Raw genomic sequence first — 13,517 nt, 5'->3', positions numbered from 1 at the left:
GGGGTGCGGTCAGACCGAGGCGAGCTGTTTGGCGATCGCCTCTTCCCACTCCGTCTGCTTCTCGGGGTCGTTGAGCGACGCCAGCCACTCGGGTTCGGTCTGGTTGTGCTTCTCCGGGCCGCACTTGAGGGACTTGAGGAAGGCGCGCGTCTCCCTGCGGACGTCGTCGGGCACGTTCTTGCTCGCCGGGACGGCCGGCCCGGCCGCGAGCGCGTAGATCTCCTGCGCCCTGAGCTGCCGCTTCCCCTGCTTGATGGAGTGCGTCACCATGAACGCCTCCTTCCACGCGTCGCGCTTCCTGCCGCCCTGCCCGTCCTTGGACATCGCGGGCGCCTCGGGGTCCGGCGTCCCTTCCTGCGGCAGGGTCGTACGGGCGTACCTGTCGGGTTCCCGTACCGAGAGGTAGCGCTTCCTGCCCTTCTTCACGGCCTTCTTGACGGCGAGTCCGCCCAGGGCCGCCGCCGTCGCGCCGCCCGCCACAGCCGGCGCGATCCCTCCGGAGACCGCCCCGGCGGCGGCCGCGATCGCCAGGCTGCCTGCGGCGGTGCGCGCGACGTTGCCGCCCAGGTTGGTGGCGCGGTGGCGGAGTTTCCTCTTCTTCTTGTCCACCGCGTAGTCCCGGGCGGCGGCCAGGTGCCCCAGCAGTTCCTGCCGGAGGCCCTCGATGCGGGCGCGCTCCTCCTCGACCGCCCGCAGGGCCTCCGCGTCGGCGCCGGCCGGAGCGGACGCCAGGGTGATCGAATTCTGGGCCAGCCGGTCGCCGGCCGTCCCCAGCTCGTCCAGTACGTCCTGGAGTTTGCGGTCGCGTTTCGCGACCACGCCCTTGAAGTGCTCCTTCAGCTCCTTGCGCCTGGCCCGGGTGTCCTTGAGGACCTTCACGTCGCGGGCGGCGATCAGGGTGGAGAACGTCATGGTGAGGGCCCCGCCGGCGTCCCCGAGCGCCGCCACGCCCGCCATGTCCTTGGCGGTCCTGATGCTGTTGTCGGTGATCTTCACGACGTCGTTGACGGTCATGAGGGAGTTCGTGGTCAGACCGAGGGGCTTGCCCACCCAGTTCTTGCGGTGCGCGTGGGAGGCGGGTCCCGACTCGTGGCGCTTGCCGGCCGCGTCCTTGAGCGCCGCCACGTCGTTCACGGCGCCGGTGGCGTCGCTGATCAGGTTGACCGGGTTCTCGACGTTCTGCTGCAGCACGGTGCCGTGCAGCCGCCCGGTGTCCCCGGTCTTCGACGCCTCCGCCCGCAGCACTCCGCCGGGCGGCGCGCTGCCGCGCAGGATCGCCGTGTCGGGCCCGTCGACCCACGGCTTGACCTTGGCCGCGACCTTCTTGGCCCCGTGCCCGACGCCCTTGACGGCGCGCTCGGCGCCCTTGACGACGTGATCGGCGCCCTTGCGCAGGGACGACGTGCCCGCCGTGCCCGTCCCGGAGGCGTCGGCCGGCCCGGCCTCGTCCGTCCGCCCGGCGGTCTGCGCCGTGCTCTTCCCTCCGGCCGCGGCCGCGCTCTTCCTCGCTGCCTCCTCCGTGCTCTTCTTCGCCGCCTCGGCCGCCTTCTCGTCCGCGGCCTTCCGTTCCGCCTCCTTGGCCGCCTTCGCCGCGGCCAGCGCCGCGGTGGCCCCGGTCTGCTCCGTCCCCCGGGCCGCCCGGGTCCGGGCCGCGCCCGCCGCGCTCCGCTGTGCGCCGGCCGCGATGCCCGCCTGCTCCAGCTCCAGCGCGCGGGCCGACTCGGCCTGCTGCCGCAGCTCCGTCGCGGTCCGCGCGTACGTCTCCGCGTCGCCCCGGGCCTTCTCGGCCTGCTTCAGCGCCTCGGCCGCGGTCTTCCGGTGCTCCGCCGCCTCGTGTTCGGCCTCGCCGCGCTCCTTCGCCGCGTCGTCGGCCTCCTTGTCCCGCAGCGCTGCCAGGTCCCTGGCCTTCTCCGCCTGCTCCTGCGCCGTCTTGCGGGTCTCGGCCCAGTCCTCCGCCTCGCGCTCGGCCTCCGACCGCGACGCGTCGGCGCCCGTGGCCTCCTCGCCCCGCTCACGGGCCTCCCGTTCGGCGTCCCCCGCCTGCCGCAGGGCGCGGGCCGCCTGCTCGGCCCACTTCGCCACGCTCTTCGCGACCTCGCCCTCGGCCTCCGCCTCGGCCTCGGCCCTGGCCGCCTGCTCCAGTGCCTGGTCCTCGGCCCCCGCCTTCGTCTTCGCCGCGGCCTCGGCGGCCTTCTGCTCGCGGCCGGCCTCCTCGGCCTGCCTCGTCAGCTCGGCCACCCTGGCCTCGGCGGCCTGCTGCTTCTTCCTGGCCTCCTCGGCCTTCTCGGTGAACTCGGCCACCCTGGCCGCGGCGAGCCCGCGCTCCCGCTCCGCCGCCTCGGCCTGCCGGGTGAACTCCTGCTCCCGGGCCCGGGCCTCGTTCGCCGCCGAACGTTTCCCCTCCTCGGTCTCCCGGTGCGTCCTGGCCCTGCCCTCGGCCGCCCGCCGGTCGCCCGACGCCCTGCCGGCCGCCTCGGTGTGGTGGTGCGCCGCCTCCAGGGACGTGGTCCGGCCGCGTTCCGCGCTCTCGGCCTCCCCCGTGAGCCGCTCCGCCTCGCCCCGGGCCGCCGCCGCCTTCCGGCGCGACTCGACCACCTCCCCGGACGACTTCCACACGTCGGCCTCGGCTCCGGCGCGCGCCAGGGACGCGGCCGCGACGTTCGCCTTCTGCGCCGCCACCTCGTCCACGGCCGCCTGCCGCTCGCTCGTCGCGCCCTCTTCCCGGCCCGTCCCGCCGCCCGTGCCCCCGGTCTCCGTCACCGGTGTGATCCGCAGGTCGTCCGCCGCCGACGAGGTGGTCGCGGGGAGCTGCGCCGTGCCGGGGGCACGCTGGACGGTCGTACCCGCTCCGCCCCGGATCGCCGAGGCGACCGCTCGGTTCCCCGCCTGGGTCTGCCACGCGCCCAGCGGCCCCTGCGGCGACCGGGAGCGGTGCCGCACCGCCGGGACGGCATCCGTGCGGCGGGTCTGCGATGCGTGCAAGCGGTCCGACACGGACAACCCCTCCTGACGCGCCGTCACCGTCCCCCGCCCCCGCGGGGCGGCGCCCCGGTGCGGCGGGACGGCGCACCCCGGAACGGGGCGTGATCGCAAGATGACATTCTGGCGAACTGACACTCAACACACGATGTGAAGCAGAAACACCAGGCGTCCACCAGGGGTCCACCGGGGAAAGGCGCCGCGAGGGCGGGGAGTCTGCCCCTACGGGCACGACCGGGGGCAGGGAAGATGCCCCCGTCCCGGCACCCGGGGACGTTTCGCCGACGGCAACGCGCGCGTGAGGCTGAGGGGCGTCTTGTCTCGTACCCCGAGGAGAGCAGAGCATGCCGTCCTACCTGTCACCCGGCGTCTACGTCGAGGAGGTGGCCAGCGGCTCGCGCCCGATCGAGGGAGTGGGCACGTCGGTGGCGGCCTTCGTCGGTCTCGCTCCGACCGGACCGCTGAACGAGCCCACGCTCGTGACCAACTGGACGCAGTACGTCGCGGCCTTCGGTGACTTCACCGGCGGGTACTACCTCGCGCACTCCGTCTACGGGTTCTTCAACAACGGCGGCTCCGCCGCCTACGTCGTCCGGGTCGGCGGCTCGACCGAGGACGCCGGCGACGACGCGAACGGCACCGCCGCCCCCGCCGCCGTCACCGGCGCACCCGCCAAGGCCGCGCTGCCCGCCGCCGAGCCCAGGCAGCTCGGCACCTTCGCCGTGACGGCCACCGGCGCCGGCCAGAGCGGCCCGCTGACCGTCGAGGTCGCCGACCCCGAGGGCGAGGGCCCGGCCGAGCGCTTCAAGCTGATCGTCAAGGACGGCGACAAGCCGGTCGAGACCTTCGACGTGAGCGCCAAGAAGGGCAACCGCTCCTACGTCGTCACCCAGGTCAAGGAGCGCTCCAAGCTCATCTCCGTGACCGAGGCCGCGCCGGCCGCGCAGCTGGTCCGCCCGGAGAACCAGACCGTGGCGCTGCCCGCGCCGCCGGCCGCCGCCCCCGCCGTCCCGGCCGGGCAGACCGAGAGCGCGCAGGCCGGCCCGACCGAGTACATCGGTGACTCCTCGGACCGCACCGGCTTCGGCGGCCTGGAGGCGATCGACGAGATCTCCATGGTCGCGGTGCCCGACCTGATGGCCGCCTACCAGCGCGGCGCGATCGACCTGGAGGCCGTCAAGGCCGTCCAGCTCGGTCTCATAGCCCACTGCGAGCTGATGGGCGACCGCGTCGCCATCATCGACCCGCCGCCGGGCCAGAACGCCCGTCAGATCCGCGTCTGGCGCCAGGAGACGGCCGGTTACGACTCCAAGTACGCGGCCCTGTACTACCCCTGGATCAAGTCCTTCGACCCGGCCACCGGCCAGTCCCGCCTGGTCCCGCCGAGCGGCCACGTCGCCGGCATCTGGGCCCGCAACGACGCCGAGCGCGGCGTGCACAAGGCCCCCGCCAACGAGGTCGTCCGCGGCGCCGTGGACCTGGAGCTGCAGATCACCCGCGGCGAGCAGGACCTGCTCAACCCGATCGGCGTCAACTGCATCCGCTCCTTCCCCGGCCGCGGCATCCGCGTCTGGGGCGCGCGCACCCTCTCCTCCGACCCGGCGTGGCGCTACCTGAACATCCGCCGGTACTTCAACTACCTGGAGGAGTCGATCCTGATCGGCACCCAGTGGGTGGTGTTCGAGCCGAACGACCACAACCTCTGGGCCCGCATCCGCCGCAACATCTCCGCGTTCCTGGTCAACGAGTGGCGCAGCGGCGCCCTGTTCGGCCAGAGCCCCTCCGAGGCGTACTACGTCAAGTGCGACGAGGAGACCAACCCGCCGGAGTCGGTGGACCTCGGCCGGGTCGTGTGCGAGATCGGCATCGCGCCGGTCAAGCCCGCCGAGTTCGTGATCTTCCGGCTGGCCCAGTTCTCCAGCGGCGGCGGGGAGCTGGAGGAGTAACGGGCCCCGCGCCCGCCGCCTCCGCACGGCTCCCGCGCGCCGCCCGGAGCGGCCGCCCCGCACGCCACCGTCAAGCAGCGTCAGAAGGACAGCGAACACATGAGTCTCAACCCGGGTGACTCCCTCACTTCACACAATTTCGGTCTGCAGATCGACGGTGTGATGATCGAGTACCTCTCCGAGGTCAACGGCATCACCCTCGAGCAGGACGTCATCAAGTACCCGCAGAACAACGGCGCGACCGGCAAGCTCGAGATCGCCGTGATGCCGGGCTCCGCGAAGGACGGCTCCTGCACCGTCGTCCGCGGTATGACACAGTCGTCCGCGTTCACCCAGTGGATCAACGACTCGCTGGAGGGCCGGATGTCCTCCGCCCGCAAGAACGCCTCGATCATCGTGATGGACTACGAGGACAACCCGGTCAAGCGGTACAACCTGCGCAACGCCTGGTGCAGCAAGCTGGACATGAGCCCGGTGAAGGCGGGCGAGGCCTCCGCGCTGACCGAGACCGTCACCATCGTGTTCGAAGAACTGGTCATCGAGTAATGCGGCGTACGGCTGCCAAGGCACCCGCGGCGGCACCCCAGACCGCGGCGGCGGGAGCGGACTTCCCCCGTTCGGCTCCCGCCGCCGCACCGGCGGAGACGCCCGCCGGGCCTCCGGCGCCCCCCGTCGAGGCGGCGCCGCGGCGGGAGTTGCGGACCGAGTTCCCCTTCGAGCTGCCGCGCGGGTACGTCGACGACACGGGCACCGTCCACCGGGACGGTGTGATGCGCCTGTCGACGGCCCGGGACGAGCTGATCCCGCTGCGCGACGTGCGGGTGCAGGAGAACCCGGCGTACCTGTCGGTGGTGCTGCTCGGCCGGGTCATCACCCGGCTGGGCACGCTGCCCTCGGTGCACGACGGCATCGTGGAGAACATGTTCGCCTCCGACCTGGCGTTCCTCCAGGACTTCTACCGCCAGATCAACGCGGAGGGGCACACCCGCGCGGCCGTCGCCTGCCCGCACTGCTCGGAGGCCTTCGAGGTGGAACTCGGCGGGAGCCGCCTGGGGGAATCGTGACGTACGCGACCGACCGGCTGCACGAGGAGATCGCGTACGTCGCCTACCACTTCCACTGGAGCCTGGAGGCGATCCTGGACCTGGAACACCAGGACCGCCGCCGGTACACGGACCAGATCGCGTCCCTCGTGACGCGTGGCACGGCGGAGGGCTGATCGGTGGGATTCCTGGACCGGCTGCGGAGCCGTCGGGACGGCGACGAGGGGAACGGGACCGGGGCCGCGCCGGCCGGCCGGCTCCCGGGCCCGGCCGCGGGCCCGGGGTCCCCGGAGTCCGGCTCGGGCGCGGTGTCCGGCTCGGGCGCGGCGTCCGGCTCGGGCGCGGTGTCCGGCTCGGGCGCGGTGTCCGGCCCGGGTGGGGCTTCGGCCTCCGCCTCGGGCCCGGGCGGCGCCGCGGACGCGGGTACGGGCGGGAGCCCGGTGCCCGTGGCCGTCGCGGCCTGGACGGGTCTGCCGCCGATCCAGCGGGCGACGGGCGCGGCACGTACGGGAGTGGCGGACGCCGGCTTCGGCGGCCGCCTTCCGACGTGGCAGAACCCGTCGTTCACGAGGGCGCCGTCCCCCGCCGTACTGAACCCGGCGGCCGGCGACAGCCTGCTGTCGGGCGCCTTCGACGCGCCGGACCGCCGGACGGCCTCCACGCCGCTGTCCCCGCCGCGCGGCACACCGCCGGTGCAGCGGATGCCGGTCGCGCCGCTGCGCGCGATACCGGCGGACTCCGCCGAGCCCGGCGCCCCTGGCCCTGCCACGGGTTCCATGGCGCCCGCGCGGACCTCCGCCTCGGGTGCGCCGCCGCGTACGCCCGGGACGCGCAGAGGCGCGTCGGCGCCCGCACCGACCCCGCCGCCGGCGTCCACCCCCACGGTCCAGCGGGCGGCACGCTCCGCCGCAGCGGCGCCGTCCTCGTCCGGCACACCGGCCGGCACGCCGTCCCGGTCCGCGCGCGGGGTCCGGGTGACGCCGGTACCGCCCGCCGCGCCCCAGCCGCGGCAGGCCCTGACCAGGGCTCCGTCCGGGGCGTCGGCCGTGCAGCGCCGCTCCCTGCCCGCGAGCCGCCGGACCGCCGACTCCCCGCCGGAGTCCTCCGGCGCGGCACCGACGTCGGCGGACGGCGACCCAGCGGGCCGTCCCGCCGCTCCGGTGCAGCGTGCCCCGCGTCAGGAGCACCAGCCCCCGGCGACCGCCGATGCGCCGTCCCCGTCCGCGCCGCCCGCCCAGCGCGCGGCCACCACCGGCGCGACGGCGGCGCCGGGCGCGAACACCCCGGCACCGGGGGACGGTTCCGGCCCCCTGCTGGGCACCGACGCGAGCAGCGACGTCCCGGCGCGGCGAGCCACGCCCCGGCCCGCCGGCGCCGAGGCACCCGCGCAGGACGGCCGTACGGCGCCCGGTGCGCCGTCGGACACGCCGTCCGGTGTGCCGGTGCAGCGGGCCGTGCGCGAGTCCGGCGGCGGTGCCCCGGTGACCCCGCCCCCGGCGCGCGAAGGCGCTCCCTCGGTGTCCGGCACGCCGGTGCGGCGAGCCGCACGCGAGCCCGGCCCCGCCACCCCGGCACCGGACCCGGCTCAGGACCGCGGCACGTCGCCGTCCGCAGCGCCGGTCCAGCGGGCCGTCCGCGACGCCGGCCCCGCCGCCGCGCCCTCCGCTTCCGCTTCCGCTCAGGGCCGCGGCACGTCGCCGTCCGGTACGCCGGTGCAGCGGACCACCCGCGAGTCCGGCACCGGCGCCGCGACACCGCCGGGCGCTCAGGGCCGCGGCACGTCGCCGTCCGGCACGTCCGGGCAGCGAGCCGCGGGCGAGCCCGGCACCGCCGCTGCTCCCGGGCCCGCACTCGCACCCGCACCCGCACCCGCACCCGTGCGGAACCGTCCCGCCTCGTCGTCCGGTACGCCGGTGCAGCGGAGCGCGCACGAGTCCGGCAGCGGCACACCGGACGCCTCCGACCCGGCCGCCCGGCGTGCCGCGACCCCGCCCTCCGGTCCCGCACCGACGGCCCGGACCGCCTCCGCGCCTGCCGCGCAACCCGCCCCTTCCGGTGAACGCCGCCCGACCGCACCGGACTCCGCGCCACCGGGACCGCCGGTCCAGCGGGCGACGCGGCCCCGGGCGGGCCTCGGGCCCCCTGTCTCGCGCTCCGGCGCCGACGGCGACACGGCGTCCCGCAACCCCGCCAACCGCGCCCCCGGTTCGGCCCCGGCCCCGGCCCCGGCCCAGCGAGCCGTGCCCCGGCCCGGCGCCGCACCGGCCGGCACCACGGGCGAACTCCCCGTGCAGCGCGCCGTGTCCGCCGCCGGGCACGACTCCGGGACCGCCCCGGCGTCCAGCACGCCTCCCCGCACCGCACCGGCACCGGCCCCCGCACCGGCCCCCGGGAACCCGTCCGCCCCGGCCACCGGAAGCGCGGCGTCCGACCTCCCGGTGCAGCGAGCGGCGCGCGGTTCCGCGGCGTCGTCCCCGGCGCCCGCGTCCTCGTCGGCACCGGCACCGGCACCGGCACCGACGCCTGCCGCCGGAGCCTCCCGGCCCGCGTCCCCGGTCCAGCGCACCGAGCGCACGGGCGACGCACCTCCGGCCCGCTCGTCGGCGTACCCCGCCGGAGCCCCGGCCGACGGCCCGGCGCCGAGCACGCCGACCGCACCGGTACAGCGAGCGGCCGCCCACGTCACCCCGCCCCCGTCCTCGGGCGACGCGGCGCTCCCCGCCGGGCCCGCGAACCGCCCCTCGGCGCCCACCGGCCGGCCCGGTACTCCGACCGGCGCCCAGCCCCCGGTCCAGCGCCGGGCGGCGACCCCCTCACGGCCGGAGCAGACGCAGACGCGGACGTCACCGGTCTCCGGCGGTACACCCCCACCGGTGTCCCCCCGCAGGTCCGCCGCGACCCCGCCCGCCACGCCCGCCACTCCCACGCCCCCCGTCCAGCGCACCGCCGACCGGTCGGCCGACGTTCCCGGCGAGCCCGCCACCGGCCCGGCGCGCGCACCGCACGGCGCGACGCACACGGCACCCCCGACGCCCGCCCTCCAGCGGCCGGCCGAAGGCCCGGCCGCCCCGACCGGGACCGGGGCACCCTCCGGTCCGGCAGCCTCCGGTCCGGCCACCGCCGTACCGCCCTCCCGACCGCAGAGCGACCACGCGCGTACCGGCCAGGCGGGGGCGGACCGGTCGGCGACCGGCCGGACGGGCACCCCCCGCCCCGGGACCGGCGGCCCGTCCACCCCCGCCCAGCCGGTACAGCGCAGTACGGCCGCGCGCCGCCCGGGACTCGGTGCCCCCACCTCCTCCGGACCGGCCGCCCCCGTACGCCCGGCCGCCCCCTCCCCGACGCCACCGCCCGTGCAGCCCACGCGCCGCTCCTCCGCGCTCGGCGCCCCCCTGCCCCCGGGCGACACCGCGCCGCCGGCCCTGCCCCGCCCGGCGGCGGCCCCCGGCCCGGCGCCCACCGAGTCCCGTACGGCCCCGCCCGTCCAGCGGGCCACCGCGCCGGTCGTCCCGAACCCGGCCCCCGCCCCGTCGGCCCCGCCCACGGCGAGCCCGGCGGCGCCCTCCGCGGCCCTGCCGCCCTTCCTCGCCGCCCCTTCCCCTCTCCCGGTGTCCGCCCCGACGCCCCGGACGGGCGCACCCGCCGGTGCGCCCATGACGGCCTCCCTGCCGCCCTTCCCGCCGCCGTTCCTCCCGGCCCCGGGCGGCGGGCCCAAGCCGCCCCCCGTCCAGCGCGCCGCCGCGAAGGTGGTCCCCCTGCGCCGGCCCGCTCCCCCCGGGGCAGCCGGCGCGCCCCTCCCGGTGGCCCCCCTCACGCCGCCCGCGGCACCGGCGTCCCACCCCGCGCTCCCCGTCGGCACGACGACGGCACCGGCACCGCCCGCCGGGGACTCCGCCCCCGCCGCGTCCGGCGACGCCTCGGCGCTGCCCGTACAGCGCGTGTTCGGCCGCGGCAGCCGGGCGGGGCGGACCACCAGCGCCCTGGCCGCGAGCGCCGCTGCCGCCGTCGCCGACACCCTCACCCGCTTCCGGGCCCCCTCCTCCCACTCCGCGCCGTCCTCGCAGGGCTCCCAGCACGGGCCCGGCGAACCGCTGCCGCCGTACGAGGCCGCTCCGTCCGGCAACCCGCCGTCGTACGCGGCGAGTACCGGGCAGCCGGCCTCCGGGGCGGACGAGGAGCTGCCCGGGTACACGGCGATCCCGGCCGGCGGATTCGACCCGCGGCAACTCACCGACTTCCAGCTCGACGAGCTGGTGCACCGGATCATCGGCCGCGTCACCCGCCTCGTCCGCACCGAACTCCGCATGGACCGCGAACGGATCGGCAGACTGCGCGACCCCCGCTGACCGGTCCCACCGGACCCGCCGGCCGCACCCGCTCGCCCCGACCGCCGCACCCGCCCGCCACCGTCACCCGCCACCGACAGAAAGGCCGACCCGATGACCCGCCAGGACCCGGGCTCCTCCATCTGGTTCAGCCTCGCCATCGACGGCGAGAGCCTCGGCTACTTCAACGGGTGCGAGGGCCTGTCGACCCAGGTGGAGGTGGAACAGCGCCAGGAGGGCGGCAACAACGGCTTCGTGTGGCAACTGCCCACCCGCGTCACCTTCTCCAACATCCGGCTGACCCGCCCGCTGACCCCGGACACGGCGAAGGTCGCCAAGTGGATCTCGTCCGTGCAGACCGGCATCAAGCGGCCCACCGCGCAGATCTCCGCCCTGCGCGCGGACGGGTCGCTGGTCGCCCGCTGGGGGCTGATCGACGTCCTGCCCGTCAGCTGGCAGGGACCCAGCCTCGACCCCGGCAACCTGTCCGTGGCCAACGAGGTGCTGGAGATCGCCCACCACGGGTTCACGGACTGACGGCGCCGCAGAGCAGAGAGGAACACCCATGGCCACCAGCAAGAGCCTCGTGCGCGCCAACCTCGCCATCCACGAGCCGCCCACCGGCACCACCGTCACCCCCGGTGCCCTGATCCGCACGTTCGCCTTCGAGTTCAACCCGGCGCAGCTGTCCATCAGCCAGCGCACCCAGTGGAAGGCGACGCCGACGGCCGCCGTGCGGGAGGCCGTGAAGCCTCAGTTCATGGGCGCCGAGCCGCGGGAGATGACCCTGGAGATCTTCCTGGACTCCTCGATGAAGCCCGACGGCAACACCGTGATGAAGAAGGTCGAGTCGCTGCTGCTGTGCTGCGAGGTGACCGCCAAGAGCCTGGCCGCCAAGCAGCCGTCGCCGCCCTGGGTGGTCTTCGAGTGGGGCTCGTTCTCCACGGCGCGCTTCACCGCGTACGTGTCGTCCATCGAGACGCAGTACACGCTCTTCGGCACCACCGGCGTCCCCATCCGCGCCACCTGCCAGGTGGCGCTGGTGGAGATCCCCGGCCCGACCCTGGGCCAGAACCCGACCTCCGGCGCCCTCACCGCCCAGCGCGTGCACCGGGTCGTCGCCGGGGACTCGCTCCAGTCGCTGGCGTGGAGCGAGTACGGCAACGCCAACGCGTGGCGCGTGATCGCCGAGGCCAACGGCATCGACGACCCGTCCCACCTGCCGACCGGCACCCAGCTGATGCTCCCGGCCGCCGAGGAGGTGCCTCACTGATGGTGCGCCCCGCGTTCTCCAGCATCGTCGAGGTCAAGATCGGCGGCGCGAAGCTGCCCGACGACATCGCCCCGATGCTCACCGACGGCTGGGTCGACCAGGGCATGAACGTCCCGGCGGCGTTCCGGCTCACCTTCCGCGACCCCTACCACCTCGTCCTCGGCAAGCTGGGCGTGCAGTTCGGCACCAGGGTCGTCATCACCCCGATCGCCGACGGGCAGGGCATCGGCAAGCCCCTGCTGACCGGCGAGGTCACCGGCATGGAGGCCGACTACGACGGCACCGGCAGCTTCACCGTCATCCGCGGCTACGACTACGGGCACCGCCTGATGCGCCAGCGCCGGGTGGCCGCGTACCGCAACCAGAAGGCCTCCGACATCGCCCGCAAGCTCGTCGCCATGGACGGCGTGTCCATCGGCCGCATCCAGCCCACCAAGGGCACCTACGGGTTCATCAGCCAGTCCAACGTGACCGACTGGGACTTCCTCGCGCGGCTGGCCGACGAGAACAAGATGGTCATGTACCTGGACGCCAAGGGGAAGTTCCGCTTCGTCACCCCGAAGCCGTCGGCGGGTGCGCCGTCCCCGAGCACGGACGGCGACAAGAGCGCCTTCGTGCTCCAGGCGGGCCACGACATCCTGCGGCTGCGCGCCGCCGTCACCGCCGCCGACCAGATCGGCAAGGTCGAGTCGCGCGGCTGGAACGTCACCACCAAGAAGAAGATCACCGAGATCGCGCCGGCCACCACCGACCCCGGCATCAGCATCGGTTCGACCCCCGGCACGGCCGCGGGCAAGTTCAAGCCCGGCAAGCTCGTCGAGACCGCCAACCCCTACGACAAGCAGGACGAGGTCCAGAACGCCGCGGTGGCCCTCGCCGCCGACGTCACCTCCTCCTTCGCCGAGCTGGAGGTCGCCGCCTACGGCCACCCCGACCTGCGGCCCGGCGTCCCCGTCGCCCTCTCCGACGTGGGCAAGCCCTTCGAGGGCAAGTACACCGTCACCTCGGTGCGCCACCACTTCGGCGACGGCGTCCCCTACGAGTCCTGGATCACGGTCAGCGGCCGCCAGTGGCGCTCCCTGTACGGGCTGGCCTCCGGCGGCAGCGGCGGCACGGACCCGGCGAGCGCCGCCCGGCTGCCCAGCGTCGCCAACGCCATCGTCACCGACGTACAGGACCCCCTCAAACAGGGCAGGGTCAAGCTGCAGTTCCCCTGGCTCGACGACACCTACGTCAGCGACTGGGCGCGCAGCGTCCAGATGGGCGGCAAGGGCGGCGGCGGCGTCTTCCCCATGGACGTCGGCGACGAGGTCCTCGTCGCCTTCGACCGGGGCGCCCTCGACCACCCGTTCGTCATCGGCGGGCTCTACAACGGACGGGACCTGCCGACCAAGGTGAAGGACGTCCCCCTGCACGACGGCCTCAAGAAGAAGGCCGTCCGGCACACCCTGTCCGACCGCCAGGGCAACCGCGTCGACCTGCTCAGCCAGCAGACCGGCGGGCGCAAGCAGGGCGTCCGCATCGCCAGCGGCAACGACAAGCTGACCATCAACCTCGACCGCACCAAGACCGAGATCACCGTCGACAGCAAGGGCACGGTCAGCATCACCGGCAGCCGCTCGGTGTCGGTGGAGGCCGGCACGGACCTCACCCTGGAGGGACGCCGGTCGGTGACGGTGAAGAGCGGCGGGCCGCTGCTCCTCCAGGGCCGCGGCCTGGTCAACCTCAAGTCGACGGCCGGCACGGTCAACGTCAGCGCGATGGGGGCCCTCCTCATGAACGCGACCGGTGCCATGACGCTCACCGCCACGGGACTGGTCTCGGTCACCTCCGTGGCCAACGTGAACATCAAGGCCATCAAGGTCGACCTCATGGGCGCCGTCTTCGTCAACACCATCAAGTACCCCCTCCCCGCGTGAACGGGCGGCAGCCGCACCGACGCACGGGGCGC

Annotated in this window: 9 protein-coding genes; 8 read left to right on the top strand and 1 reads right to left on the bottom strand. The window is 75.4% G+C overall.

The features are described 5' to 3' along the window. Positions 1 to 9: 9 nt before the first annotated feature. A complete protein-coding gene (locus tag ACIBCJ_RS21075) occupies positions 10 to 2,994 on the bottom strand; it encodes a hypothetical protein (RefSeq protein ID WP_365980798.1) in 2,985 nt (994 codons plus the stop codon). A gap of 329 nt (positions 2,995 to 3,323) precedes the next feature. On the opposite strand from ACIBCJ_RS21075, the gene ACIBCJ_RS21070 reads away from it, so the two are divergent. The 8 genes from ACIBCJ_RS21070 (at position 3,324) to ACIBCJ_RS21035 (ending at position 13,485) form a co-directional block, all read left to right on the top strand. Further along, positions 3,324 to 4,925, top strand: coding sequence for a phage tail sheath subtilisin-like domain-containing protein (locus tag ACIBCJ_RS21070; RefSeq protein WP_362101732.1), 1,602 nt, complete (start codon positions 3,324 to 3,326; stop codon positions 4,923 to 4,925). Positions 4,926 to 5,024: 99 nt separating this feature from the next. Beyond that, positions 5,025 to 5,471: a phage tail protein gene (locus ACIBCJ_RS21065; protein ID WP_030405220.1), complete on the top strand. Its 447-nt coding sequence runs from the start codon at positions 5,025 to 5,027 to the stop codon at positions 5,469 to 5,471. Then, a complete protein-coding gene (locus tag ACIBCJ_RS21060) occupies positions 5,471 to 5,989 on the top strand; it encodes a hypothetical protein (RefSeq protein ID WP_365980799.1) in 519 nt (172 codons plus the stop codon). The genes ACIBCJ_RS21065 and ACIBCJ_RS21060 overlap by 1 nt, the downstream gene beginning before the upstream one ends. After that, a complete protein-coding gene (locus ACIBCJ_RS21055) occupies positions 5,986 to 6,144 on the top strand; it encodes a DUF6760 family protein (protein ID WP_007450918.1) in 159 nt (52 codons plus the stop codon). Before ACIBCJ_RS21060 ends, ACIBCJ_RS21055 begins: the two co-directional genes overlap by 4 nt. A 270-nt stretch (positions 6,145 to 6,414) precedes the next feature. Beyond that, on the top strand, positions 6,415 to 10,314 hold the full coding sequence (locus ACIBCJ_RS21050; RefSeq protein ID WP_365980800.1) for a hypothetical protein: 3,900 nt from the start codon (positions 6,415 to 6,417) through the stop codon (positions 10,312 to 10,314). Positions 10,315 to 10,407: 93 nt separating this feature from the next. Further along, positions 10,408 to 10,830 carry a phage tail protein gene (locus ACIBCJ_RS21045; protein WP_102927666.1) on the top strand — a complete coding sequence of 141 codons (423 nt, stop codon included), beginning with the start codon at positions 10,408 to 10,410 and terminating at the stop codon, positions 10,828 to 10,830. A gap of 28 nt (positions 10,831 to 10,858) precedes the next feature. Continuing rightward, positions 10,859 to 11,566 (top strand): LysM peptidoglycan-binding domain-containing protein, encoded by a 708-nt coding sequence (locus ACIBCJ_RS21040; protein WP_133890644.1) that lies wholly within the window; start codon positions 10,859 to 10,861, stop codon positions 11,564 to 11,566. Continuing rightward, positions 11,566 to 13,485 carry a VgrG-related protein gene (locus ACIBCJ_RS21035; RefSeq protein ID WP_362101748.1) on the top strand — a complete coding sequence of 640 codons (1,920 nt, stop codon included), beginning with the start codon at positions 11,566 to 11,568 and terminating at the stop codon, positions 13,483 to 13,485. Before ACIBCJ_RS21040 ends, ACIBCJ_RS21035 begins: the two co-directional genes overlap by 1 nt. Positions 13,486 to 13,517: the final 32 nt, after the last annotated feature.

This window comes from Streptomyces sp. NPDC051136 (assembly GCF_044455745.1).
Classification (GTDB): Bacteria; Actinomycetota; Actinomycetes; order Streptomycetales; family Streptomycetaceae; genus Streptomyces.
This window is presented reverse-complemented; position numbering and strand designations above follow the sequence as displayed.

Bases quoted from the DNA above. Each gene is read 5' to 3' on its own strand.
- ACIBCJ_RS21060 (WP_365980799.1), top strand. From the start codon at position 5,471: ATGCGGCGTACGGCTGCCAAGGCACCCGCGGCGGCACCCCAGACCGCG.
- ACIBCJ_RS21070 (WP_362101732.1), top strand. From the start codon at position 3,324: ATGCCGTCCTACCTGTCACCCGGCGTCTACGTCGAGGAGGTGGCCAGC.
- ACIBCJ_RS21040 (WP_133890644.1), top strand. From the start codon at position 10,859: ATGGCCACCAGCAAGAGCCTCGTGCGCGCCAACCTCGCCATCCACGAG.
- ACIBCJ_RS21035 (WP_362101748.1), top strand. From the start codon at position 11,566: ATGGTGCGCCCCGCGTTCTCCAGCATCGTCGAGGTCAAGATCGGCGGC.
- ACIBCJ_RS21065 (WP_030405220.1), top strand. From the start codon at position 5,025: ATGAGTCTCAACCCGGGTGACTCCCTCACTTCACACAATTTCGGTCTG.
- ACIBCJ_RS21045 (WP_102927666.1), top strand. From the start codon at position 10,408: ATGACCCGCCAGGACCCGGGCTCCTCCATCTGGTTCAGCCTCGCCATC.